18 protein-coding genes and 2 pseudogenes are annotated in these 26,112 nt (G+C 31.9%); 13 read left to right on the plus strand and 7 right to left on the minus strand.

Features of this window, described 5'->3' with window-relative positions; translation table 11 throughout:
• Positions 1-218: 218 nt before the first annotated feature.
• From GFS03_RS04030 to GFS03_RS04045, 4 genes are all read right to left on the minus strand, one after another.
• Positions 219-983: a glycosyltransferase gene (locus GFS03_RS04030; protein ID WP_153422622.1), complete on the minus strand. Its 765-nt coding sequence runs from the start codon at positions 981-983 to the stop codon at positions 219-221.
• A gap of 418 nt (positions 984-1,401) precedes the next feature.
• The gene (locus GFS03_RS04035; RefSeq protein ID WP_153422623.1) at positions 1,402-2,322 is read right to left on the minus strand and encodes a hypothetical protein; all 921 of its coding nucleotides are present in this window, start codon (positions 2,320-2,322) and stop codon (positions 1,402-1,404) included.
• 191 nt (positions 2,323-2,513) lie between these two features.
• Positions 2,514-3,719 carry a glycosyltransferase gene (locus GFS03_RS04040; protein WP_153422624.1) on the minus strand — a complete coding sequence of 402 codons (1,206 nt, stop codon included), beginning with the start codon at positions 3,717-3,719 and terminating at the stop codon, positions 2,514-2,516.
• Between the two features lie 85 nt (positions 3,720-3,804).
• Entirely contained in the window at positions 3,805-5,955 is a 2,151-nt protein-coding gene (locus GFS03_RS04045; RefSeq protein ID WP_153422625.1) for a hypothetical protein, read from the minus strand.
• Between the two features lie 195 nt (positions 5,956-6,150).
• On the opposite strand from GFS03_RS04045, the pseudogene GFS03_RS04050 reads away from it, so the two are divergent.
• The 3 genes and pseudogenes from GFS03_RS04050 (at position 6,151) to GFS03_RS04060 (ending at position 9,387) form a co-directional block, all read left to right on the plus strand.
• Positions 6,151-6,827: pseudogene (locus GFS03_RS04050) on the plus strand (IS6 family transposase).
• Positions 6,828-6,894: 67 nt separating this feature from the next.
• Positions 6,895-8,289: an oligosaccharide flippase family protein gene (locus tag GFS03_RS04055; protein WP_153422626.1), complete on the plus strand. Its 1,395-nt coding sequence runs from the start codon at positions 6,895-6,897 to the stop codon at positions 8,287-8,289.
• Positions 8,290-8,631: 342 nt separating this feature from the next.
• Positions 8,632-9,387, plus strand: coding sequence for an FkbM family methyltransferase (locus GFS03_RS04060; RefSeq protein WP_153422627.1), 756 nt, complete (start codon positions 8,632-8,634; stop codon positions 9,385-9,387).
• Between the two features lie 26 nt (positions 9,388-9,413).
• Here GFS03_RS04060 and GFS03_RS04065 read toward each other — a convergent pair whose 3' ends face one another.
• Positions 9,414-10,142, minus strand: coding sequence for a class I SAM-dependent methyltransferase (locus tag GFS03_RS04065; protein WP_238699186.1), 729 nt, complete (start codon positions 10,140-10,142; stop codon positions 9,414-9,416).
• Between the two features lie 1,712 nt (positions 10,143-11,854).
• Between GFS03_RS04065 and GFS03_RS04070 the strand changes: the two genes are divergently transcribed.
• The gene (locus GFS03_RS04070) at positions 11,855-13,294 is read left to right on the plus strand and encodes a hypothetical protein (protein ID WP_153422628.1); all 1,440 of its coding nucleotides are present in this window, start codon (positions 11,855-11,857) and stop codon (positions 13,292-13,294) included.
• Between the two features lie 236 nt (positions 13,295-13,530).
• Here GFS03_RS04070 and bgaS read toward each other — a convergent pair whose 3' ends face one another.
• Complete coding sequence (bgaS, locus tag GFS03_RS04075) at positions 13,531-15,009, minus strand: beta-galactosidase BgaS (RefSeq protein WP_153422629.1); 1,479 nt, start codon at positions 15,007-15,009, stop codon at positions 13,531-13,533.
• Positions 15,010-15,217: 208 nt separating this feature from the next.
• Here bgaS and GFS03_RS13510 point away from each other — a divergent pair.
• From GFS03_RS13510 to GFS03_RS04085, 3 genes and pseudogenes are all read left to right on the plus strand, one after another.
• A pseudogene (locus tag GFS03_RS13510) lies at positions 15,218-15,650 on the plus strand (IS110 family transposase); the annotation flags it as partial.
• Between the two features lie 328 nt (positions 15,651-15,978).
• Positions 15,979-16,203, plus strand: coding sequence for a hypothetical protein (locus tag GFS03_RS04080; protein WP_153422630.1), 225 nt, complete (start codon positions 15,979-15,981; stop codon positions 16,201-16,203).
• 54 nt (positions 16,204-16,257) lie between these two features.
• The gene (locus tag GFS03_RS04085) at positions 16,258-16,755 is read left to right on the plus strand and encodes a hypothetical protein (protein ID WP_153422631.1); all 498 of its coding nucleotides are present in this window, start codon (positions 16,258-16,260) and stop codon (positions 16,753-16,755) included.
• A gap of 282 nt (positions 16,756-17,037) precedes the next feature.
• Here GFS03_RS04085 and cmr1 (GFS03_RS04090) read toward each other — a convergent pair whose 3' ends face one another.
• A complete protein-coding gene (cmr1, locus tag GFS03_RS04090; RefSeq protein WP_153422632.1) occupies positions 17,038-18,549 on the minus strand; it encodes a type III-B CRISPR module RAMP protein Cmr1 in 1,512 nt (503 codons plus the stop codon).
• A gap of 928 nt (positions 18,550-19,477) precedes the next feature.
• Between cmr1 (GFS03_RS04090) and GFS03_RS04095 the strand changes: the two genes are divergently transcribed.
• The 6 genes from GFS03_RS04095 to cas10 are packed head-to-tail and all read left to right on the plus strand — an operon-like array spanning position 19,478 to position 26,112.
• Positions 19,478-20,101, plus strand: a complete 624-nt coding sequence (locus tag GFS03_RS04095) for a type III-B CRISPR system CMR subunit Cmr7 (protein WP_153422633.1) — start codon at positions 19,478-19,480, stop codon at positions 20,099-20,101.
• Between the two features lie 26 nt (positions 20,102-20,127).
• Positions 20,128-20,940, plus strand: a complete 813-nt coding sequence (gene cmr4 / locus GFS03_RS04100) for a type III-B CRISPR module RAMP protein Cmr4 (protein ID WP_153422634.1) — start codon at positions 20,128-20,130, stop codon at positions 20,938-20,940.
• The gene (cmr5, locus tag GFS03_RS04105; protein WP_153422635.1) at positions 20,913-21,404 is read left to right on the plus strand and encodes a type III-B CRISPR module-associated protein Cmr5; all 492 of its coding nucleotides are present in this window, start codon (positions 20,913-20,915) and stop codon (positions 21,402-21,404) included. Before cmr4 ends, cmr5 begins: the two co-directional genes overlap by 28 nt.
• Before the next feature lie 2 nt (positions 21,405-21,406).
• Positions 21,407-22,219, plus strand: coding sequence for a type III-B CRISPR module RAMP protein Cmr1 (gene cmr1 / locus GFS03_RS04110; RefSeq protein ID WP_153422636.1), 813 nt, complete (start codon positions 21,407-21,409; stop codon positions 22,217-22,219).
• Between the two features lie 7 nt (positions 22,220-22,226).
• Positions 22,227-22,970 (plus strand): type III-B CRISPR module RAMP protein Cmr6, encoded by a 744-nt coding sequence (gene cmr6 / locus GFS03_RS04115; RefSeq protein WP_153422637.1) that lies wholly within the window; start codon positions 22,227-22,229, stop codon positions 22,968-22,970.
• A 13-nt stretch (positions 22,971-22,983) separates the two neighbouring features.
• Positions 22,984-26,112: a type III-B CRISPR-associated protein Cas10/Cmr2 gene (gene cas10 / locus GFS03_RS04120; RefSeq protein WP_153422638.1), complete on the plus strand. Its 3,129-nt coding sequence runs from the start codon at positions 22,984-22,986 to the stop codon at positions 26,110-26,112.

The raw sequence follows: 26,112 nt of genomic DNA on the forward strand, positions 1-26,112 counted from the left end.
ACAATTAATTTCAAATTAATTAAATTGTTGACCACACTCCTCTTGTTTTTACATAAATTCAACATATATCCTCACCCATAGTTTTTGTTAAAAGTATTAAGCACATTAATACTAATACTTTTCAATTTTCGTCTTATTATAGATTAGATAAAAATGTCATAATAAATCAGTAATACATAATTGTTAAAGTTATTATTGTTTAATGAATAAAAGATTTACTAGAAATAATATCCCAAGGTAAATGGTATTCCTTTTACTAAAGTGGGAATAAGTAGTTTAATCTTTTCTGATGTAGTTAACCCTGGCCTTGTTTTTCTCTCCTTAGCGATTATCTCATATTTTGTACCTTTTAATAATTTAGCATTCTTCCCGTACTTATACCACTTCCTTATGAACTGAGGAAGAGAATCGTCCTCTATATGATAAACTGCATTTGGAATAAATTGTACTTTGCCCTTGTATATTTTCATTACTTCATAATAGATTACACTATCCTCAAAAGCATTAAGCCTTTCCGCTAAACTTCTAGGAATATTTTCATAAGCCTTTAACAACAACTCTCTTTCATACATTCTGGGAATGATCCCACCTTTAATCACATCTAAGTTTTCCCTCCACTTCTTGTGAGTTATTTCCCTATCGATCGACATTATCTTATGAACTAAACCCTTACCTACTGTAATCTCACCTAAAGCAATAACTTTCTCTTCAAAACCTTTGAAGTTCTCAGAAAAATACATATCAGAGTCTAGGTTAACTATGTAATCACCTTTAGCAATTTTAGAACCATCAATTCTAGCAATTAACCTACTTCCCTTAACTTGAATAACCTTAGCTCCTTCTTTTTCAGCAATCTCAGCCGTATTATCGGAGGAAAAGGAATCTACCACGATTACCTCATCAGCGATCTTTAATGCACTTCTAACGACAAGGTGAATAGTACGTGAAGAATTGAAAGTAGGAATGATAACTGAAAGCTTCATTGAAATTAAGAAAGAGAAATCAAGTATTAATGCTTAACTAACTGTAGTAAGTTTTAATAAGTATCTCGTATCATTAAAGTATTTGTAACTTACTACTAAATTGAGTAATATCATATTATATTGCTTAAGGTATTAATTTTTACACATTCTAGATCATAATAATTAACAACGGACTCAAAAAATTTTTAGTAGGCAAATTCAATCAAGACTTCTCTAGTTATTTTTGGCTGTGTATAATTAAGTTAGAAAGGGAATGTTGCCTTGATATGGCCGTAGATTTAGTTAATTTGATATATATGATCACTTATACTTTCTAACTAATAAGTTATATCAAATTCAACATTTAGGTTGTTGGGAATAAATTTCCTTTAAATGTGAAACAAAACTGATGTGATATAGCTTATAGAATTCAACTTTTTTATATTATTAAAAGCTTATTAAGTATTTTATAATTAAAATATATAAAATTAATAATATTTCTATAATGTCTAATTCTACTAGTTCCTAGACTCTTACTACCTAGATCCTTGACCTTATTCTTCAAGATTTTTATCTCCCCTTCACTTTTATATAGTCTTATTAAAAGATCTATGTCCTCAACTCCATTTATATATAGAGGATCTAGCAGATAGTCAGTATTAATAAATCGTGAGCTAATAGTCATAAAAATTCCCCATTTTCCTTTTGGATAAATTTCCAAAACAGTTTTTGAAAGACTGAAAATCATTTTAGTTTTTAAATTATTTTCCCCTATGTATAAATAAAATGGCAATCTAAATCTATTTAAAATAGATATTCTATCGTAAAATAATTTAACGACTTCATTACTACCTTTTATTAAACGAATCATATTTGGTAATATCCATGACAATTTTACTACTTTTACTATTTGATTTTTACCTTCTCCTGCAATCATAGCTTTTACCTTTCTATTATCTTCATTGAGAATTTCGGACATCAATGAATCAACATTATCCACTTTAATGTCATCATTTGAGATAATTACATATTTCGGCTTATATTTCATTGCAATCTTTACACCTTCATTAACGCTTTTAGAGAAATTAAAATACCTTCCTCTGCTTTCCACAAAAATTAAATGATATTTCTTAAAGGTTCTTTTTATATAATTACTAAACTGGTTATTTACATCAGATGTAGGAATAACAAAAACTACTTCTGAATCTCCTTCAAATTCGTATATTTTCCTCTCTGCCTCTGGTCTATTCTTAAGCCACTCTACTATATCTTCCACGTCTTCGAATTTGTAATAAAAACTTAAGATTTTTTCATAATCATTACTGTAGTATAGCTCCTCAAAGTCACTATTATAATGCATACATATTTCCTCAAGTTTAAGTAGATTAAAATCTTTCTACGTACTTGTCCAATGTACTGGTTGAATTTGTACAAAGAGTTAAGAAGTGTTAGAGGTACATATTCTGTATCTATATCAATTGAAATAAAGAGTATAAAATTTATTAGAAAAAATATTCAAGAAATCAAGCATTACATAATTACTACAAAAATTTACTTGATGAGTTTTAGAAACGTATCTAATTCTAATTTAGCTACTAAGTCCCAGCTCTGATGAAGTTTAAGAAATTCTCTTACTTTTTCATTGTCAAACATAGAATTATATTCCTCTTCTTTCATGTTTAAAATCCTAAGTATTCGTTGTGCTATTCCATTAACATTTTCCTCTAAAAATACTGGCTCAATGTCTTTGTAAAGATATTCTAGTGTGGGTAACTTTAGTCCTATATAAACAGTTTTTAAAGATAGCGCTTCAAGTATAGCCATCGAATATGAATCTCCTAATGAAGGGATGATTACTCCTTTAGATTTGGAAATTTTTGGATAGTAATTCTCTTTATTTAGATATCCTATGAATTCTATATATTTATCTAAATTGAATTTTTTAATTAATTTAGTTAAACGGATGACATTACGATCATTGGTATTTCTATCTGCAGTTATCAATAGTTTTACTTTTTCTTTCTTTACTACCTCTTTCCATATAAATGGAAGAAGAAGAAATCCTTTTGGCGGGCTCAGTCTAGCTGCATAAATAAAATAATCCTCTTTTTTAGAAGAATCTATTATGGGAACTGTCACTGCATTACCTGGAAAGATTACATTTTTCAATATATTCTTCTTCCTCGTTAAAATAGTGTATTCAGGGTTCATAGGATTAATAGTATTTATAAAAGTAATCCTCTTAATAATATAATGAAAATAAATATTCCTTAATAAAGATCTTTTAATGGTATTTATAAGTACAGTAGCTACACTTAAATCTGGATTAGCAGATCTTTCGAATTTAAAATCTTTAATAATATCGTGCTGAAACCAAAAACCTTGAATGATAAAACCTTTATGTTTGCTCTTTAATTTACTTAATAAGAGTAAGTCCTCAATAATTTCAGCTTGAGAGTAGGCTAATTCAACATTTCCAAATCTTTGGGATATAAAATTTATTAAATTTAAAACTGAATATTTTTTTCTTTCTTCTAATAATTTAAGTATAAAATCAGGTATATTCAAATTTAACTCGAATATCTTCTCCTTTAGCCTTCTGCAATAGTTAAGGTTAACTAATGCAGGGTAGATGTTCCATCTAATTGACGGTATAAAAATAAAATCTATTTTACTTTTAAATCTTTTTAATAATTCTTCGTTTCTAACACTTCCACCTCCTTGATTTATAAGTTCTCCAATAACAACAATTGTCATTAAGGATAAACAAAGTTATAGGCTTAAAAAATTGATCATGTCTAGATATTACAATGTCTTTCATTAAATCTAAAGAAAAGCTTTCCTATATTACTTTTTTCATTAAATATTTTTCCCCTAATATATATATAATAAAGGAAAAAAACACAGGTAATACTAACATCATCTCTATCTGTTTAATACCATTATCTAAGGTTTGTTGTACAAATCCATTATAAAATATTAACTTAGTATTAGTAATATTTACCTTAAATAATATATAACCAAAGTAGTTGGATACATTAAGAATCTTTCCTCCTTCTTCAATCTGCCAACCTTGAGAATAAGGTAGAATGAGATACAAATATACGCTTTTCCCAATATAACTAGAATTTATATATGCAACATACTCAATAGGTGATATATACTTAACGGGAATTGGTTTAAGGAAATATGAAGCATTATTGGAATATAATAGTTGCGTAATATTATAATAACTTTCACTAACAAATAACATGGAAGATTTAATATTTGTAGAATAGATTTCATATAAAGAATTATTATATAAAAGTTTTATTAAACCAGATTTAGCGTATTCTTCCAAACCTTTATTTAGCTGGTCAATTGAGAAACCACTAGGCTCTGGAACTAAAGGTCCAGAACTAGTAGCTGTCTTTTCCACTATTATATCATGAACATTAAAAAGATAAATAAAATTGTTAAAATAACTAATAGCTTTAGGTGCTACATTCCCATAGTAAACATTATAGTAGAAATCATTTATTAGTGCGTACATGATTGATGACGGACTATAATAAATTCCACCTAAAATAACTATAGGCTTTAGAAATAATGGAAATATACTTGGTCCATGATACCATGCCTCTGCATTTTCAAGAAGAAATATTGGAAATATTATTACAGACATATTGTAGTTGCTATTTCCATTTAAATAATTAGTAACGCTTAGAAATTCTGTTGGCACGTGAACTATAGATTGACCTCCACCCTCTGTTAAAACATTAAAAGGGACAACTATAATAGCTAAAGCTACTAGAATAATTGATAATAGTTTGTAAACTCTTCTCTTATTTCTGACCATGTCAAATAATGCATAACTGCCAAAGCCTACAGCATATGAAAAAGCTAACCCTTCAAACGGTGATACTAATATATATTGTGTTCTTATATCTGTTAAAATTGGAAATTCGAAAAATAACTTTTCCCAAAAATGCTGAAAAGGTACATTTGGCATAGAATATAAGAAGGCAAAAATGAAAGATAATGAAAGAAAAAGCAAAATTTCACTGTTTTTACTTGTCTTCCTATTCATAAGGGAGAATAAATATAGTATTGGGATAGCAAAAGACGCAATATCAATATAAATAGGTGGAGAACCAAAGATATAATTTATACCTCTTAATGTAGCAAATAATGGAGAACCGTAAGAGTTTGATACCCAATAATAATATGAAATAAAAATGAATGACTTACTTGATGCAAATGACTTATATATAGTAAGTATTTCATTATGTTTTAGAAGAACTCCTAAAGCTAGGGTAATACCAAGAAGTGAAACTTTAAAAAATTTCTTTTCCATTAAACTTTTTATAGAATAAAACACAAGGATTGTGCCTATAAATATTGCTGTAGATAATGCATAAACTGGTATAGCATAATAATATATTAGAACCAAGGAAGGAATTAAAAGCAAAAAGAACTCTAATGTTCTTAAGAAATTCTTAGAGTTAAAAAATTTTATGAGCAAGAAAATGAATAATGGAATTGCTATATAATATATATAGATTTGTTCAAACAAATCGTCAGATATTCCCCCGGAATTTGGTCCTAACGCGAAATATAAGGTAGCTATAATCGAGGCTAATCTTGCAATTTTTGAAAATTCTCCTATAATATCTATTACCACTTCGTAAATAAGTATTGATCCAATGTAAAGAAAGAAAAATTCGTAAAATATGCTGGAATAAGGAAGATTAGAAAACAAATATATTGGAAAATTAACTAAAAATGTTTCTAGAGAAAATCCTCCTATTGTATATGTCCATGGAGAAAAGCCATATACTGAAAATTCTAAATATCTTAATTCTACCAACTGATTATTAAACGGAAAGATATTACTATCAATAGCGTATATATTCCCCAACCTCGTAAAATCAATAATTAAGATTAAATCTAGTAGTGCTAATATAATGTAATCAACAAACTTGGCATTTCTTTCACTGAGGAACTTTAACACAATAGGATATTTTAGATTTTAACTATAAAACTTATGCCAAATGATTAGTGAGTTAGCTTTAGAATTTTCACAAATTTAACACTAGCCTATAACTTAGTAGAGTGTGGTCAACAATTTAATTAATTTGAAATTAATCGTATAAGTTGCTTCTATTATAGAAATAAATTGTTTTTATTTAGCGTAACACCTTTTTGGATGAGCACAGGATTTTATTGGTGAGCACATGCCTAACAGATGGACTATTCCCGTCTAACCCAGGTTATTTTGATCCTAATGGAGTATAATATTAATCTTAAGCCAAGATTTCACGTTAGGGAGGAGATCGCGTTAGGCTTAGCGAGTTATCTTGCTAGCTTATCCTCTTGGAGGACTACATTACCGCACTTTACCTTGTTGTACTATTATAAGAGGCTTAGTAGGGTTAAGTATGTAGTGTTCTTGAGTCTTTACGGGACTAAGGTTGTTTGTGTTAGGGGTAATTATTATTACGTTTGGATCGTTAGGGATGTTGTGACAAAGGCTATTCCCTTCTTCATGGCTTGAGGAGTGGTTTTCACGTGTTAACATGAGGAGATCGCGAGTAAGTACTTTAGGAGGGTTGATCGAGTGATTTACTTGCATGATGGTTTACCAGCTTATAGTGCCTTTGACTAGTTTAATGTTGGGCACAAGATGGTTTGGTAGGAGGGATTACGCTGAGCAAGACATTGAAGTATAGACTCTCCTCTATGGACTTTCATTTTCCTTGGAGTTCAAATAGGTTAACGAGTTGGCTCTCTACCTTCTTCCTAATCTACAACATTCTTTATACTCAAGTGTATTTAGTGGATAGGGGAGTGATAATTATAAATGCAAATATCTCAAATGCATGAAATTATTGACCACACTCTAAGCATTGCTAGAAAGTTTTTAAAACCTATTATAAAAATAAAAAGGTGAATGAATCCGATAATTAACGCCCTTAAGAATCTCAGCGTGGCTACAGTTAACATCATTGTTGCACTCATATTCTTTGTGATAACTGCTAAGATTACTAACCCAGCGTTTTTCGGTAAAGTAGCAATAATACAACTTCTTGAAGTAGTCACGGTATCATTCTTTGCCTTGATTAATGCGAATATAATAACTAGGGAAGTAAGTTATATGTTTGCAAAACATGAAATAGACAAAAAACTCATTAGCACTGTCTTACTCACACCTTTAGTCGTCTCTCCAGTTTTTCTCATCCTTTTAATCTTTCCTAACTACGTTAAGCTTACAATACCTTACCTAATACTCTATCTCTTTACCTCATATGCCTCAAGTATAATGAGTGGGCTTAATAAGTATACTGAAGGGGCAATCTCTGGCATAACTTTCTTGATAATTAGGTGGGGAATCTCAATAATTGCTGTTCTTCAACAGAATATTTACTTATTTGTGGAGATTTGGTTAGCTGGTGCAATTTTCTCCTCTATGTTTGATGCTTTAGTTATTGCGAGAAGTATAGGAGGACTGCAATTCGCATTCTCTTTCTCAATTTTTAAGAAGATTTTCAAGGAGGGATTAACACTTTACTTTTCCTCAATGGCAGGATTTTTAGCTGGGCAAGGTGATAGGGTTTCTACAGCTTATCTACTAGGTTCATATTACCTTGGTATTTATCAATTTGCAGCTTTAGTTGGTGGTGTTCCTAATATGATAATGGGAGCATTAACTAACGTTTTATTACCTTCAGCCTCATACTATAAAGCTTTAGGAAAAGATGAGTTAACAATCTCTAGGTTATCTTTTAAGGTTACTGCGTTTATTACTTTCCTCCTAGTCACAGTTTCAATTCCTTTTGCTTACTTTTTCATTCCTAGGTTTTTCCCAGACTACACAAATGGATTAGAGGCAATGACTATAATACTTTTGGCTACTACATTACCTCAACCCATTAGCGCTTTAACTTACTTTCTAATAGCGTTTAAAAAGAGCTTGAGACCATTTCTATATCTTTCCGTAATTAACACTTTAACCACAGTAACAACTTCGTTCTTACTTATCCCTAGAATTGGAATAATGGGTGGTGCAATATCCCAGCTTATAGTAGCATCAATTTCTTCAGCCTTCACTTTATACTATGTACTATCTAATAAGGTATTTCACCCTACTAGGAGAGAAATTGCTGTTTTGTCACTTATACCAATTATCTTTTCTTATGAGCTTTTCATTGACCCTCCCTTCCTAGACCTGATAGTTCTTGTGTTCTTAATCATTTTCTTTAAAAAGGTTTTTACAGCAGAGGAGAAAAGAGTTGTTGAAACATTTTCGCCTAAGGTCTTTAGAGTAATCATGAGAATTCTTTTATAACTCTGGAAATGTTATCTTCTACATATTCCTAGTTATGTTTCTCTAGATCTAAAAATTCTTTATTCTTAGTACCACTTTACGTGAATTTACCTTAGACCTTAAATACTAATATTGATTCTCCTCGAAAAGATTTAAGTAATTGTAAATAGTTGAAGTGTATATAGTATAAATAATTTATACCTTTATCTTGCATTGGTAAAATTAAACGTCACATAATATACGTCATTTTCAAGAAACTACTATCCTAGGAATGCTGGTTCCGTTTAATAAGGATAGAAACTCTCCTCCATCATATTTAATCAAAAAAGAAAACTATTTTAAGTAGAATGTGGTATTGTAAATATGATATTTAGTTATGGTAAAAGTAGGATTGAAATACCAGACGAGTATGGTTATGTTTATTATGCTACCTTTATTGCTGGAGAATGGGATTTTCTGAGAGTTAATAATAATGACGTAGTCCTTGATGCTGGAGCTTTTATTGGAGATTTTACTATAAAAGTTGCAAGAAAAGCTAAGGAAGTTGTTGCTGTAGAACCTTTACCTTGGGCTTTTAAGTTGTTGAAAAGGAACGTTGAGCTAAATGAGTTGAAGAATGTAGTTCTAGTTAATAAAGCACTATATTTCACCGATGGTTTGAAGGTTAAAATAAGAGATAATGGAGTCGGTAGTAGAGTGGATGAAAAGGAAGGAGAGATCGAAGTTGATACAGTAACAATAGATTCCTTAGGAAAATTTAGTGTGGTAAAGATGGATATAGAGGGAGCTGAAAGTGAAGTATTTAAAAGGGAGGAGTGGCTAAACTATGTAAGACTTTTGGGTATTGAATTACACGGTGAAGGAAACATAGTAAGAATACCCAGATATCTTACGTCGAAAGGTTTTAGTATTAAGGAAATGACTAAGACTGATCTTATTAAAAACGCTATAAGAAATATTGTAACTCATCCTCTGGATTTCCTAAAGGCTGAAACTAGAACTAAGACTATTATGAGAACTATGAGTAGGGAATATAAAGTTCCAGCATTGTCTAATGAAAACCTTGTGAGGATAGTTTACGGTAAAAGAATTGTAAATGCAAGAAGTACGGTTATTTAATATTTCAAATTCTTGTTGATTCTGAGTTAGTTCTTAGCAACTATAAACATATGAGAAGCAAGGCTAGGGAACTTAGAAAATAATGAATCGACTTTTGCTAAAAATCCAGAGATACCATCACCCTCAACCCCATTTATTTCTAAAATTTTAAAATTAAAAAAGGATAAATAGTTGATCATAGCTCTTAAGGTAAAAGACTTTATATGACCGTTAGTTTGAGTCTTATATTTAATCCTTCCAAATCCACCCAAAAACGAGACGTCGTGGGAAAAAGGTTGATAACCCAGTAATAGAACTAGTCTATTTATCCATGATGAAAGGTTTGGAGTACTTAAAATAAGGATACCATCTTCAGATCTTAGTAATCTTTTTATTTCACTCATCACTAAATCAGAATTGTAAAGATGTTCTATAACTTCTTCGAAAATTATGACATCTATTGAAGAATTCGCTAAAGGAATTTTATCGGTATTTACATCAAGTATGAGGGGATTAATTCCTTTTTCCTTTATTTTATCCTCTGCTGCAGTAGCTATTTCTACACAATAAGCTTTATTAAAACCAAACCAAGAAACGTAATTATATAAATTCTCACCAGTCCCGCAACCTATTTCTAGGATAGATTCTTTCTTCCTAGCATATTTCCTAATCGCTTCTTCTGTTAGTTCCACCCTTTTCTTCATGTGTCGAGTCAACTCAATCTTAGCATAATGTTCTTCATAAAACTCTTTTAGTACGTCTCTTTTCTTATTCAAGGCGTATATAGAATATAAATTTGTATTTATAAACTTTTATCCAGTTAACTTTACAGCTATTACTTTTGAGGAAATTCACCTCAAATTTATGCCGTAAATTAGTGGACTCACAAGAATAAACGTTGTAACACTAGAACAATTAATACTTCTTTCGAAGAAACCTAATTTTTGGAATAAAGTACAAGTTAGAAAACTTAGAATCAGTAATAGTAATCTTATCAAGAGTTAAAATAATTAAACTAGAATAACAGTATATTATTATTAGAGATAATTTAATATGATTTTACAATAAATGTCGAATGGGATCACTAATGAGAACACTCCTTGCTGTCATTAGCTTACGCAGTAGTTTCCTGAAAATGATGTGTAGTATATAACGTTTAATTTTTCCAATATAAGGTGTATTTATGCTATTTACGCTTTAACTATTTACGATTACTTAAATCTGAAGAGAATCTATGTTAGTATTTAAGGTTTAAGGTAAATTTACATATTTAAATTAAGTTAGAAAACTCAATAGGAAAGGCTATTGAGGTTATTACATAACCTGTTGTCTAACTGACTTATTACGTAAAGATTATTGACGCATGATCTTCTTTCTATATTTCTAAAATGGATAATAGATTCCCGTAAAAATTGCTAAATATTATACTAAGATTGAGAAACGTTGTGACTCTCCTTTAGCTTAGAGTCCTATTTAGTAAAAGCAACCTCTACCATTTCCTTTACTCTTTCAAAATCACTGTTCTTGGTAAATATAATTCCTTTAAATTTAATAGAAGATATTGTCAGTAACGTCTATATTTTTACTAACAGCTAGGTTGATCGCGTTGAAATAGTCTTCATAAGAATGAATAACTAATGATGCATGTTTACTAAGTAACTCTCCTAGTATTTAAATAACTTGAAGCGTCCTAATGTTCTGTTCTTTTGAGAGGCGTTAGTTAACTTTACATATTTTTCGTAAATAAACTCTGCAAAGTTGTGAAGTACACTTTTAGTGATGACGATATCTTGAATTGAAAGTATTTTCTTACTTACTTACTTATTATTATGTTTGTATTGATGAAAATCTTCTTTCTCTCGATCTCTTCCTCTACAGACGGTTCACCTAAGAATTCAAAGAGTTCCTTTTTTGAGAAACTCATGCTTTCTCCTCTCAATGACGGTATGTTTATAACAGATAATAAAGAAAAGGCGGATGAAAAAGACCTTTTTATTATTGCAGTGCTTTATTGAGAAAATCGCTTCCTAAATAAACTCTGCCCTTATCGTCAACTTTTCTTACTTCCATTAAAAGGAGATGTTGTGTATAAAATATATAGAGAGGATAGCCCTTCATGTAAGTGATGAAATAGATCAAAGGCTTTCCCACTGGGTTAGGTTAATAATCTTTCGTTCGTACGTAAGTATTAATTAGAACCTTTGGTTCAATTTGCCTTTAACGTTAAACACTTCGTTCTTCGAAATGATGTGGTAATTACTAATATTATTCTACAAAAAGAAGTATCTAGTGGGATTCTTATCAAATGACATAGTAGTAAAGTGATTCATTTACCTCTAGGCTTTTTTCACTAGACAATTGTTTTTTATTCAGTAATGTTAGAAGCATAATTTATGTTTAAAAATGCGTTAAAGCTCAATAAAATCCGTGAGATCTACGGTTTTAGATTTACCGAAAATTTATATATTTTCGTTTCTATACTTTTCATATGCAGGATAGTAAAAAAATATATGATTTATCAACTAGGATCGCTATTGATAGTTATTTTAAGGGTTTGTCTAGTACTCAACTGGTTAAACTTGCTGAAAATATTTATTACCATTACGATAGTTATCTTGATAAGGGTAACGTTAACGCTAGTCTCCCTAATTTTGACGTTAACCTCCAATACGATAAGGAAACGCTTGCAACAATATACTCTATTGCGAGTTTTATTCTAGATAATTTACGTTTAAATAATGTAAGTTATGGAGTTTTAAGTGGAATTTCAGATTTTAAAAGGTTGAGTGCTACGATTCCCCTTAAGGTTAAGGTTAAAGAATATAATAAAGGGTTATCGAAGTCTTCTGAGTATTATTTCGTGGAGGAGGGTGATAGTGTCTATCACATTTCTAGATACGCTAACGTAAAGGAAGGTGGGGGTGAGGCTATTACTTATTGGATTCCATTTGACGTAATAAAGAATAAGACCATTATTGAAGTTCTTTCTTCAAACAGTGGTCTTTTCGATTCAGTTAATGTATTTAGTGGTGAAGAGTTTGCTAAATATAACAATTTCTTTCTATTTTTTAAAAATTCTAGTAGAAAACCTTTATCCTATTTAAATAGATTTAATTTTGCTTGGTTATCGAGACAAGAAATTAACTTCATGAAAAGCGATTGGAAGAAGTATTATGTACCCATGTTAGCTGAAATTAGCAACTTAGTTAATAAATGGGCGGTAATATATGCAAAACAGATTGGTTTTTCGACACCTTATTATGGTCTTCCGAATTTATTAGATGCTACAATTAAGGGGAACGCATCTTACCCTGTAGCTTATTTAATACCTTACTCAAAGAAAGCGAGGGATTACTCTCTACAAGGATTAACAAAGGAGATTCATCAAATTTGGATTGTATTGAAGATATTGGAAGCACGTGCTCATCAGCTTAACGAACTTAGATTAGACTTTAAACAAAGCTCGTCTGTTCCGATTTTTGTTTATGGTAATTATTCTGTCTGGCATGAATTTGATCTTTACCCTCACACAATGTGTGATGGGGAATTATGGTACAATAAGGTTCAATGGGTACAAGGAATTTATGAGAAGGTTGAGAGATGTGTGGAAGGTGGTCAAAGTATTCCGCTTAGACCAGACATTGCAATTTTACGTAATGCTAGAAGTTGTAAGGATCTGGAAAAGGGTTTGAAGGTTGATGTGATTATTGAAGCTAAGAATTTGGAATTTTCAGTATGGGAAAAGAATATTGATACTCAAATTTTGCCTTATAAATGCATATTTGATCCTAAATTAATGATCGTTGCTTCTTTACACTCCGTTCCACAAATTGTGAAACAATATTTAAATAAGCAAGGTATTTATCTCATAGAAAATGTTTACCCCGGTGGTAATGGAATGGAACAAATTTTGAAAATGATACCATAATATTGAGAGATAACAAATTCTCTAGATAGAGGAAGGTCACATTAAAAATTGTGATTATTTTTCTTCTTTATATATATATTATTAATTATTGCAGTGATATACGTACATATACACACATATAAGTATATATAATTACTATGTAAACATTAAGAAAAAATTTGAGGAAAATCTCTCACTGTAAAGTATTTGATCACTCTTCCCCATTTCATTAAAATGCTAAAAAGGAGGAAAAACAACTATTTTTCCAATTTTTCTTTCTTACATCGACATAATTGTATAGGAGGCATTCTGTTCAAATGTTCTATTTCATCCGTTATTCCGCCGTTTTTGGCTATTTCTCTATAGACAAACGCTGAGGGTCTCCAATATAATTTTTTAGTGTTATAGTCTACTTTTAATAAACCAAATTTCATCGAAAAGCCAACACCCCATTCGTAGTTATCTGTTAAAGACCAGTGCAAATAACCCCTAACGTCAGCTCCCTCATTTATTGCTCTATGAGTTTGATAAATGTGAGAAACTAAAGAGTATGGTCTTAAATAGTCGGCGTCATCGGCAATACCGTTTTCTGTGACGTAGAGGGGTATGTGATATCTGTTCCAATATTTAACAAGTACGTCGTATAATCCTTCTGGTGCCATTTCCCAACCGTTATCGCTACACGGAAAACCAGCAGCGCTTATGGAGTTCCTTTCACATCCATGACCATATCCGCTTACTCTTGTATACCCTTTTTCAGTCTTTTTTACAACAGCTCTTGTATAGTAGTTTACTCCTATCCAATCTACTTTATTTTTTAGATCATCTCTTATTATTATAGTTATTTCTTTCCCTTGTTGTTTATTAATTTCCCCTCTTATTATGGCGTCAAAAAATCTCCATCTATTTTCATATTCCGCTATTTCTACTGCTTCAATATCGTTTTCACTTTCCGGTTGAAATGAAGTGTTAGCGTAAACTATTCCAATTGGTTTCCTTGAAATGTTTTTTATGGCATCGTATGCCCTAGCGTGAGCTTGAACGAGGTTGTAATAAGCCTTTTCCCTAAGTTCTAAACTCTGTTTCACTGAGGGAATAAACGAATTTCCCCAAATCACGTTTGGCTCATTGATCGTAACGTATAAGTCTACTAAGTCGTCAAATTTCCACGCTATGTAAGCTGAGAACCTTGCAAATTCGTAAACTAAACGTGGACTTAACCATCCTGTAGGTCCAGTAAGGTCTCCATTTCTGATTCTGATTGGATCGTGTAACCATAGTGGTAAAGGCCACACGTATATGTTCAGTATAAAGAAGATTCCCCTATCTTTAATATCTTTGAATATTTCTCTATAATGATTTATTGCGTCATTACTGGCGTAGTGATCCATTTCTCTCAATATATTCTCATTTATTTCTACTTCCGTTATATCTTTTTGATTTTCTGTAACAGGTTTAGGTAAAGGTTTAGGGAAGATTCTTGACCATTCAATACCTAATCTGACTATTTTTAAATGCATTCTTTCAGCATTATCGTGAAAAATTCTATAATTCTCCCAATAATTAGGTCCATCCTCTGGAAAATCTCCGCTCACTAATCCAGAAGCTATATTCTCTTTATCGTGGACCCAAACATACCAATCGCTATTAGGATCTTTAGAACTTGAACTACCCATCTCAAATTGAAATCCAGATTGAGACCAGCCGAACTTAAAATTGGTAGGAAAACTTATCACTTTGTTCGCCTTACGATTATTATCTCTAAATTAATATTTAAGCTTATGAGAAGAAGTGTACTAGGGATTAGAGTAAGGAAGAGGAAAACGTAATTATTATTATTATTAGTATAAGCATAAGCTAATTCTCCCCTTTTACATTTTCTTTGTGGGATATACTAGTAGAGGAGATATGAGAAAAAAGAGGTACAGAATCTAAGGGGTTTAGGTATTACAAATAAGCCCAAACTTAAGGGGGAAGAAAACAGACGCTGAGAAACTTGAAAACATGGTTAATAAGGCTGAAGAATAGAAGGAGCTAGTCTCACTCTACCTCTTATATACAGATAAAACAAGAGAATTGAGGGGAACTCTCTTCCTCGTTACAAACGATGTAAGTGATGAGGGGTTGGAGAAGTTCTCAAATGGTGTCTCAGTGTTGCTCGCTATTCCAGAGTAGGGAGACTAGCTGGAATTGGTGTTGTAGGGGGATATTAAGTGTTTTTAAGAAAGTCCTTTATTGCCTACTGTGGTTTTGATCCAGTGGTAGGGTTGGGATCAGAAAGGATTTCTAAGAGGGGTAATAAGTATTTGCGTTCTACTTCCTTACTTTGACTCAGTGCTCTCGTGATCCAATTCTCAAGTTTCACGAGTCGCATGAGGCTTAAGGGTAGGCTAGGATAGTGCGTTTAGTATAATGAGGTGAAGTGACCTTCTCCTAATCACGTGAATTGAAAGAAGGCGTGGCAATTGTTAACACTATGCTTAAAGTTAGATCGAGAAATGTTTATTACTGAACTGCCCTTGTGCATAAAGCTTCTTAGACTATTTTGTATGTTCTAGTTTCGTGGTTACCTCTAGATCAAGATGAGTAATTATAAAAATTTCCAGTCTGATATAATTTTACCGTAATATATCAAATAAGATATCCGCATGAGAACACTCCGCGTAATATTAGATATAAATACATGTACGCACAAGATAATACACATGAAAGTGAGGCTAACTAGTGCGATGTCAACTTATGATGTAAAAACTGGGAATTACATGGTACAACTTAATTTTGGAGAAGTAATTAAAAATGAACCACAAATAGCAGCCAGACTTCCCTCAAGCGATGTGGATTCTTCATCTTTAAGTGAAGTGGCAGTAAATAAGCTTATTCTCATAGTTAATTTGGAGGAAGCTAAATACTTCAGAGTAGGGTCTACATGAGAGTTAGAAATTAAAGAGACTGGTTAAAACCAGCTGATGAAAGGGGATGAATAGGTGTCAATGCAAACTGAAGTTAGATCTAAGGGAACAATTATATCTCCACAACTTAATTTTATAAAGCCTAATTATCAAAATCCTAGTCCAAGTACAAATATTCCAATTTTTTATGTCTATAATATTGGGAGTCCAATTTCCTTAAGTCAGGAGTTTGATGTAACTATTCCACGTCATTCCGTTATCAATTTTGATAAAAAACTAATTTCCTTAAGTCATGAGTTTGGTATTAGTGATAAAGATGTAATTTCGATCTTAATAATGTTTCTTCATACTGTAGAGAGTGCGTGCAAAAAATACAATTGTGAAATTAGTGATTTAGGTTACGACAATGACGGTATTTATATTTTCATTAAGAGGTGTAACAATAATAAATGGGATAAGATAATTGAGGTAGTAGATATTAAATATATAGCTCTACTTAATCAGTTTGGTAAAAAAGCTGAAGATGCTAGAGGAGTACTAGGGATAATATGCGAGGATGGAATCAATGAGTAGATTAGATCCCGTAGATTATTTAAATAAACTAAAAAATTATCTAATCAAAGTTCAATGTAGTAGTTTCCTAAAAATTACGTGTAATATATACGTTTAATTTTTCCAGTATGAAATCTAAGGCGTATATATTATACACGCTTGGTGTATTAATGATTATTTAAACAACATAGACGTATTTGGAAATTAGACTCACAACGTCTAAGGATAAAGCTACTGGTCTTTTTTACTAGGTGTAACAGTAGAAGAAGAAGGAGGAGGGAGAAGGAAAAACTCGTCTAATTGCTAACTATCAATAAAACATTTCTCAATGAATTCGATAGCTGACTCTATTGCATTTTGTATATAAGTGGACTTATCATAAGGAGGATTATTAGAAGTTGTAGCTCTACAATCGAGTATATCACTAGGTCCTCTACAATTTAGTATATCACTAGGTTTTGCAATTTTCAGTTCATATACGCTCTTCTCGCCTTCTTCACTACTTACCCAATTTAACTTATCGTAAAAATCGGAGGAGTAAAAGTAAGTTAGAAGTACTATGTTGTCGTTAATGACTTTAAAGGATATATAGGACTTCCTTCTATCTTCTTTATTGTTACCATCAATTACATTATACCCAGTAGTAATGGTACCCCTTCCACGTCTGTTATCCCGGGAACTTCCTCTTCTAGGTAATCCCAAAATGTCTGTATGGAGATTTCCTCCGTGACACTTCTGACAGTCTTGATTAAAACTTCCCCATATTACTTTTTTCCAATTCGCTTTCTGTACACTGCTCCAAATTTTCTCTAAGCATAGGAATCGGTTTTGAGAATTACAACTTAAGATTTTATAACCAAGGCTTTTAGCTGATGCTACTTTTGTGTATGATGTTGGGGTGCCATTAGGAGGTATTAAATAACCATGTGTTCCAGCCTCTCTTATAATCTCTTCCAACTTCATGTTAGCACATTCAGGGTTCTGGCATCTAAATAATTCTATTACATTTTTCTTTAGATTCTCCGATATATAATTACTGTAAATATTCCTAATTATAATACTACCTAATCCTCTATCATTTCCAGAACCGACTCCACCGAAGATAAACCCAAAAATGAGAGGTATTAAGTCCTTCTCAACTTCTCCTCCATCTTTTCTTGAGTAAACTATAAGTTTTAGAGTAAAGGTCTCATTAACGAAGAAGGTATCGTTTATAATTCTCTTAATGTAGTTTTGAAGCTCTACACTTTCATCGAGTATTAATTCCCTATTTTTGGTAATTTTGTATATTATATCAGATTCCCCTTGTTTGCTCCTCGGTTGTATATATAAAAAGTATCTAGTTTTATACGCACTCTTAATTTTTTCTATTACCTTCTTTACGTCGTTACTACAATTAGCTAAACATTTATTTAATAATGTTTCGGCTTCAGTGTTCTCAGCTACTTTACGTAGTATTTTCCTTAGAGTGATCTCCGATCTGAGCATATTTGGTAATATTTCCTTAAAGAACGAAATCACATCATCAACTACTTTACGGTCATAAGGAGATGGTAAAGACTCTGGAATAACTCTAATAATATAATTAGATGCGACGTTTTGTGAACCTAAGACCTTTCCAACCTCTTCATCTAAACTTTCGTAGTCTTTGCTACCATCATTTATTAGAACTCTATACCACCACCTCCATAAAGCTTTGAACTCAGTTGGTCTAGGAGGTTCTATATACTGGGAATCTACATCATAAGGGCTACCATTATATCCTCCCATATGAGGAGATATAAGCTCAATATCAAATTCAGCAACTTTTTCCATAAAATAAATTCATCAATTACCATTATTTAAAGATTCATTGCTTGATCCTTCTTTATACACTGAGTTTTCCTTCTTCTTTAAGATTAGGAAGGTTTGAATAATAATAATAGTAGCGTAGTAATAAACTTAAAAAAGAAAAAAGAGAGACATAACAATCATAATAACTACTACTATTATTATTATGTCATCACTGTCATATCAAGGATTGAGGGTAAGGTATTGACCACAGGCTAGTGAAGAGGGTTTAAGTCAAAAGCCTTTGCGGTTGGGAATCTTGAAAGGTTAGCTTAAAAGTTTTGTGACTGAATGTGTAGTGTTTTGTAAGTTAGACTTACGTTAGGCATGAAAAGAGGAGGGAGTTTGGATAGGTTTATCACGTGGAATGCTGTTCTTTAACACTAAGAATTGTGATTACAATACTTTCCGTAGTATGCTACTATTAAAGAGATTACTACAGTGACCACTACTGTGTTTATCAGATTTTTTACAATTGTATAATAATAATAAGAAGAAGAACATTGTTGACTGTCAAGCACTCAACTGGTTATGTATCACTGATGATAATAGTTTTTCTTCCATCATAATGTAAACTTCACTGCTCGTTTTAAACTGTTGTCAGCGATAAAGAGCGAAGCTTCACCGCAATATAATCTCGAAAAGTGATAGATTATGCATTCCTATCCTTTAACGTTCATTTAGTGCTGAGAGTCTTTATGTAGAGAATTTTTAACTTCACCATAATATAATATACAACCATTATATATATAGTTCACATAATACGTTACATACCATGTCTCAATAATGTTATAAATTATGTAGTTATTCTCGTATATATGTTAAACACTAGTATATTTGATATCTTTTTGTATAAAAACTTTATAGTCATATGAAGCTTAACACTTTTAAACAATAAAACGTTCATAATGTTATGAGTAGTGGAGGATCAAGCAATAATACACAAGAAGAGTGGGAGGCTCATCATTTATTTGTACCAGTTGTAAAAAAGGAGAAGTATGAAGATCTTGATAGGGAGTATGAGAATTCCAGTATTAATATTGGACAACCAACAGATCCTAAAGTTTCAGATGTAATATCTAGTAGGGGAAGGCCGATGATCGCTAATATTCTCACACTTGTAGGTTTTGCTACGGCCAGTGAACAAAGCTACACATTGGTATTTACTGGAGATCCTTGTGACTATGTGAGGGGAGTGATTCTACCATTAAGAGATGGAGATAAGGTAAAACTTGATAAGTCAAAATATTCAGCAATTATAATTACAATAACAAATTCAAATTATGATAAACTATATATTTTGAACCGAGAAAATAGTTTATTAGATAAATTGAGAGATAAAAGGTTAATTCTAATTTTATCTAAAAATCATGAGTTAAAAGAAACTAGAATAGGTAAAGTGGATAGAGATAACTTATCTAACTTTCTCAAGAAGTTTTATGGAGGTAATACAAGTGTCAATCTGAATGATCTTACAAACAACAATAAGGAACTGGAAAAGATGGCTAAACCGTTCACTTATACTTATATTAGCTAGCAAAAAATTGCCGAGTAGTGAAAATAATGAATAATTATTATTCAAAGTCATTTCCTTTTATAATCAAAGCTATTACGAATATTCATGTTGGTAGTGGTGGTTCTATAGAAAGTGGAGTTGACCTTCCTTTTCAAAGGGATGAACTAGGATTTCCCACTATTTACGCATCCAGTTTGAAGGGTTCATTTAAATCACACCTCCTAAAAGTTATTAGTGATAACTGGTTAGTTAAGAAAGGATTGGGTTTTGAGGAGGGTGATGAAGAGGAAGAAGCTTCAAATATTGGGTTTCTTGACGCACTTCTTCTAGGCATTCCTGCTAGGTATATAGGTGATGGTTCAGATAGGTATTGGGTTTACGTTACAGCTGAGTCGATAAAAGAGAAGTTATGTAATTATCTTAAAGCGTTAAGCGAAATTTCGGATGTGACAGAAGAAGATGTGTGCAAAAATTCAACTACTAATAATAATGCGACGCCAGTTATTTTAAATGAGGAATACGTAACTGATTACTCGAAAATTGTCTTCGAGGGCTATGAAATTTACGTCTTGAAGGATCTTATTGCAAAGGCTATAATCGAGAAATCTATGATTAAGGCGAGGAGAATAAAGATTGATAGGACAACGAAAACTGTAGTTAGAGGAGGTTTGTGGACTGAGGAATACGCTCCATCAAATACCCTCTTCTTCTCAGCTTTTTTAGTTAAGCCGGATAGACCCTCTAATCATTTATCCTATATGATATATAAAAAAGTGAATTACTTAATTATTGGTGGAAAGGAAACAATAGGAAAAGGTATTGGTGAGATAATATGGATTCCAAGGACAGTAATAAGTTAGCTATCGAAGTAATGAACATTATCTTAAGTAACGTAAACAATCAAGCGATCTTACAAGGATTTAGAGGTAGAGCAAGGTCTCTTATCGATTCCTTATTAGAGGATTTTTTCAGTACTTTTGGATTTATTATTGCGAAAGCGGAAATACATTCAGAGGAAAGTCGTGAAATACTCCTTAAGCTAAATTTCTTAGATATGGAAAGGGTTAAAATGGCATTAGAAGATGTTAATAATTTAGGAAAAGAGAAGGCGGGATATCTTTTATACTTGATCGTCATTTTATACTTCTTAACTAAAACTGAAATAATAAGTGAAAAGGATATCGTGAACATGGCAATTTGTAACAAAACCACTATGGATATTTACGAGAGAATTTATGAGAATAGTGTAGTTATACAGAACTTAATAAGGAGATATTTAATAGCTGTGAAGAACCTAGCCACGGGTTTGATCGGGGAGGAATAAACATGATATTACTTTCTGCTGACCTCTCTCTTTTTTGCCCAGAAACTGGAGGATATAGTAGGAGACCACAAAACTACTTCTACAAACAGTTCGTTAGACCTACGGAAATAAAGGGACTGTGGAGATGGTGGAATAGAGTACTATATAATGGCGTAAGCTACGTTAAAAACGAGAAGATGTTATATCCCTATAATCAAATAGATGAAGAGTTCGGAGAAGTTTTAGGAGGGGTTGAAAATAAGTCCTTGTTCACAATACGAGTAGAGGAGAAACAAGAGGAAGTATCGCCTTTAGAAGTTAAGTTTGACTTAAACGTTTACGTAGATGAGGATAGAATGAGAGACGAAAATAAAGTGAGATTTGCAATTCTCTCCCTTTATGGGAGAAGAACTAGAATAGGAATAGGGAGTATTCAGATCAAGAATGTGAACTGTTACAGCGAACTCTGCTATGAAGAAGTTGCAAAAAAGATTTCTGATCTTCAACAAAGTTTGATAAATGCTGATGATATTGGAAAAGTTGTAAAAGAAATAGGAGAGGTTTCAAATTTAGTGGAATTTAAATCCTCGAGAAGTAGTAAATACCCTCTATGTTATTTCCTAGACTATGAGAACTTTCAAGTTTCTTTACAGAATTTCGTCTCTGATGATAACAAGAAATTATTGGCTAGTACTTATTATAACATACTTTCTAAAGAATTTGAGTGTAATGAAGAGGAGAGTTCATCGCGTTATTTAATGAACAAAATTTATCCCTTTAGAATAAAAATATTAAGAAATAGAATAGTTATGTATTGTCTTTCTTACACGAGGTGAAGCTATAATGTTACAAGAGATAATAGGGAAATTAAATTCTCAAAATACCCGATATAACCTTTACTCTTATTATATATTTAAGAGTATAGAGTATAACCTTTATGGGGTTATAAATAGGGAGCAAAAGGTAAAATTAGCTAAGGAATTCGGAAAATTTTCTATCTTGAATGGTGACACTATTGGAAAAATAGAGGAAATGTTTGAGAAAATATACCTAGCCTTGAAAAGTAGTGGTTATTCGATAATAGACGTTAAGATCGTTACAAGTGCTAGGACTCTTATTGGTGTTTCGGGTAACTTTTTGCGTAATATATTTGAAATTGGTCTTAACTTTGATTGGGTATATAACGTCCCTTACATTCCTGGTTCAGAGATAAAAGGTGTTATTAGAAGTAGTATTGATGATGAGGAACTGGAAAGGGAAATATTTGGTTCTGAAGAGGAAGGGATAAGTCAAGTTGGATTTACTGATGCTTATCCAATAGAGCCAGTAGGTGAAGAGTTGCTAGTCCCAGATGTTATGACACCCCATTATGTTGGTGCAAGAGATGAAACTGAGGTAAAACCTAGGCCAATTATCTTCTTAACTATTCGTGAAGGTGTAGTGTTTAGGTTTCTCATATATTATAGACAACAGGAATTAGGTAGGGAGATTTGCAGAAGGTTACGCATTGCAGTATTGCAAGGTTTAGGTGCTAGGACCTCTACTGGTTACTCATATTTTCAGTTAAGGGAAATATCGTTTAGATGAGAGGTGAAAGTAAATGGTTCGCAGGAGTAGTAGAACACAAAGTAGTGGAAGGTTACCTACATTATCTGAACTATTAGAACATAAGTTATCTGCACTATTTCACGATCCCCCTAATAAAGCATGGATGGTAGCTAAGAAAAAAGTGAAGGGAATGTCACATTCGAAATTTGGGATTAGATTGTTTAACGTAGTTACTTCTGATATGTTTCTATTTGAAAAAGGTAAAGTCGATAAGGCTGACAAATTTGCGTCAACTATGGACAGATATTTAGGGAATATAGCTTATAGGGGTGGAAGATGTTTTCCAACATCAAACATAGAGTTAAAAAATATTATCTATCCTTCTTATAGAATTGATATAGATGGCGATAGGGAAAAAGATCTGCTTGAGATATTGAAAGAATTTCATTGTTTAAGTTCTTACATAAGTAAATTAATTAGTCCTAACGACTTATTAACTTTTTACCAACTAGTTTATCTTATTTATGAATTATTTTGGATAGATAAAGGCTTTCAAAACTCCCCAGCAGATACTAGAACTCCAACTCATTCAATATTTGATCACGTTTACGCAACTGCATCAGCGATAAACTGGATTGATAGTGAGAACTACCTTTTCTTAGTAGGAATTGACGTTGTTGGTATTAATGATTTTATAAGTAAAGGTAGGAAAACAAGAGACTTCTGGGTTTCAAGCTACTTGGTTTCAGCGTTGTTGTGGCATGTAATTTTACACTTTGTTGAAGAGTATGGACCGGACGTAGTTATTTTTCCTTCTTTAAGATTTAACCAATTTTATGCCTACTACATGATAGATAAGTTGCAGAGAATTAGCGGAAACGATCCAGAAAGAGTTACAGTACTGAATTATGTTAAAGGGTTAGTTAAAAAGTACGTTTTTAACAATGATGATTCTTTTGAAGAGGATAAGTTAGGGATCCCACCTTATCCTATAATTCCAGGCAGGATTACAATGATTTTGCCGGATCTAAAATTCGTTAATGGTAAGACTGACGCGATTAATGATGAAATGGATATTGAAACGGATATTGAAAATGAATTTGAAAGTGGATGGAATATTCTGATAAATAACATTTGTAAAGTAGCAAAAGAGAAAACGGATGATCCTTTCTGGAGAATAGTTTTCACTACAATAACTACCTATGGGGACATTGTGAGAACCACACCTATAAGAATAAGAGTTAAGGTAGTTAAAGAAGTAAAAAATAGAGTCAGTCTGAGTAATAATTATTTAAATTGGAATGTTTATGATAATTTATATCGGGAATTAGTGGAAAAATTTAAGAAATCAAAACTAGTTAAAATATCACCGGAAAGTAGTTTAGATGTAGAGAAGATTATTAGTAAAAACAAAAATCTTTCCGGAAGAGGTTTCGAGTATTGTACCTCATGTAACTTATTGCCAGCTGTTTTCATAATGCCTAAAAGTAAAGAGGAGGTTAGTGATATAAGTGAAGAAGATTATGAAACTTTGCAAAAAGAGATTTCACCCGGTGAAAGATTATGCCCATGGTGCTTAATAAAGAGAGCGATCGCAACTGAACCCAGAGTTCTAAAAGTACTTCTGACTCGAAGAGATCTAGATGATAGCGAAATAAAGAAATTAAGAAAGAATATATTCATTCCTTCTACAAGTCATATATCCTCAATTCCACTATTTGAGGAATTGATCAGAAGGGGAAATGAGATCTGCAATAATAATGATAGAATTTCTGAGGAGTTATGTAATAAGGGTGGAAAACCAGAATTAATTTCCTTGTGGAAATGGTTTAATGAAGCTGTAGATAAATCTAAAATTAAATTACAAGTAAACCCAGAGGAACTGTGGTTTTCTGAAAATCCAGAGTTTAGGAGATTATTGAGAGAGAAATATTCAGTATCTACACCATCACCTTATTACGCTTTAGTTAGGGCTGACAGTGATTATTTAGGAGATCTACTGGAAGGAAAACTCACTCCTTATTTAGCTGGTATTATTGATTCAGATTATTTAAAACTGAACAATGAAAAAGAAGACGTAATAAGAGAATTTCTTAAAGAATACTTAATGAATTCAGCAGCGACTTTTAATCAGAAATTACAAAGTTATATAGAGATGTTAATTTTGGAAGCAGAAGACTCTTCTTCATGTGGACAAGAGCCCAGGGCTAATTTATTTAAATGTCTTAGTTCTAATTGCTTTAGTAAACTATCATCCGACGATGCTAAAATAAGTGATGCTATAAAAGAATCAATTAAATACTTTGCAGAAATTCTAAATAACAAAAGGATAATATTATCACCGGCTTTTCATGTCTCAATTTCAGCAGCTTTGAATAGGGCGTTGCTTTATGAAATATATTTGGTAAATAAACATAAAGGCTTTGTTATTTACGCAGGGGGAGATGACTTACTAGCCATGTTACCAGTATCTGAAGCTTTAGATTTCGTGATTGAGAGTAGAAAAGCTTTTGCAGGTATAAGAAATTCTGAAAACGATGAGGATTCAGTTATTACTCCACATCAACAAGGTTTCATGAAAATCAATAACGCAGTTTTCACTGCCCCTGCAATTATAGGAAGAACATACTCCATAGTCCTTTCACATTATGCTGATCCATTACAATTAGTTATCAGAAAGTCTTACGAATTAGTGGAAGACGAAAAGGAAATGATAATGACGATGGATAAAAATGGACAGGCTGTTCTGAAGAAAGACTTAACTTTTATTTACTATAACAACTCTCTGGCAATTATTCCTAATTCCTTTGAGAGGCCTATTCAAAATGTTGGTGAGGTATTGGAATTCATGAAGAAATTAAGGAACGAAATAAAAGATGAGAAGGGCAAGATAAGTAAAAGTCTCCTTTACGACTATGAGGATTTCAAAGAGTTAATTGGAAAACTAACTGATGAAGGAAAGGAGCATTCTCTAAATTACATAAAACATATTATAAATTCTAATTCCAGGATAAAAGGGGAAACAAGTGAAATAGTTAATGATATCGAAAAACTTTTAGATTACCTTACCTTTGAGATTAAGAAACTTGAAGGAAATGAATCCAATAAAGGAGGTAAAACAACTGTTTTAGATGAGGTAATTAAAGGGGTTAGACTATTGCTTAGTGGTGAGAAGTCGTGA

Source organism: Sulfolobus sp. E5-1-F (assembly GCF_009601705.1).
Taxonomy (GTDB): domain Archaea; phylum Thermoproteota; class Thermoprotei_A; order Sulfolobales; family Sulfolobaceae; genus Saccharolobus.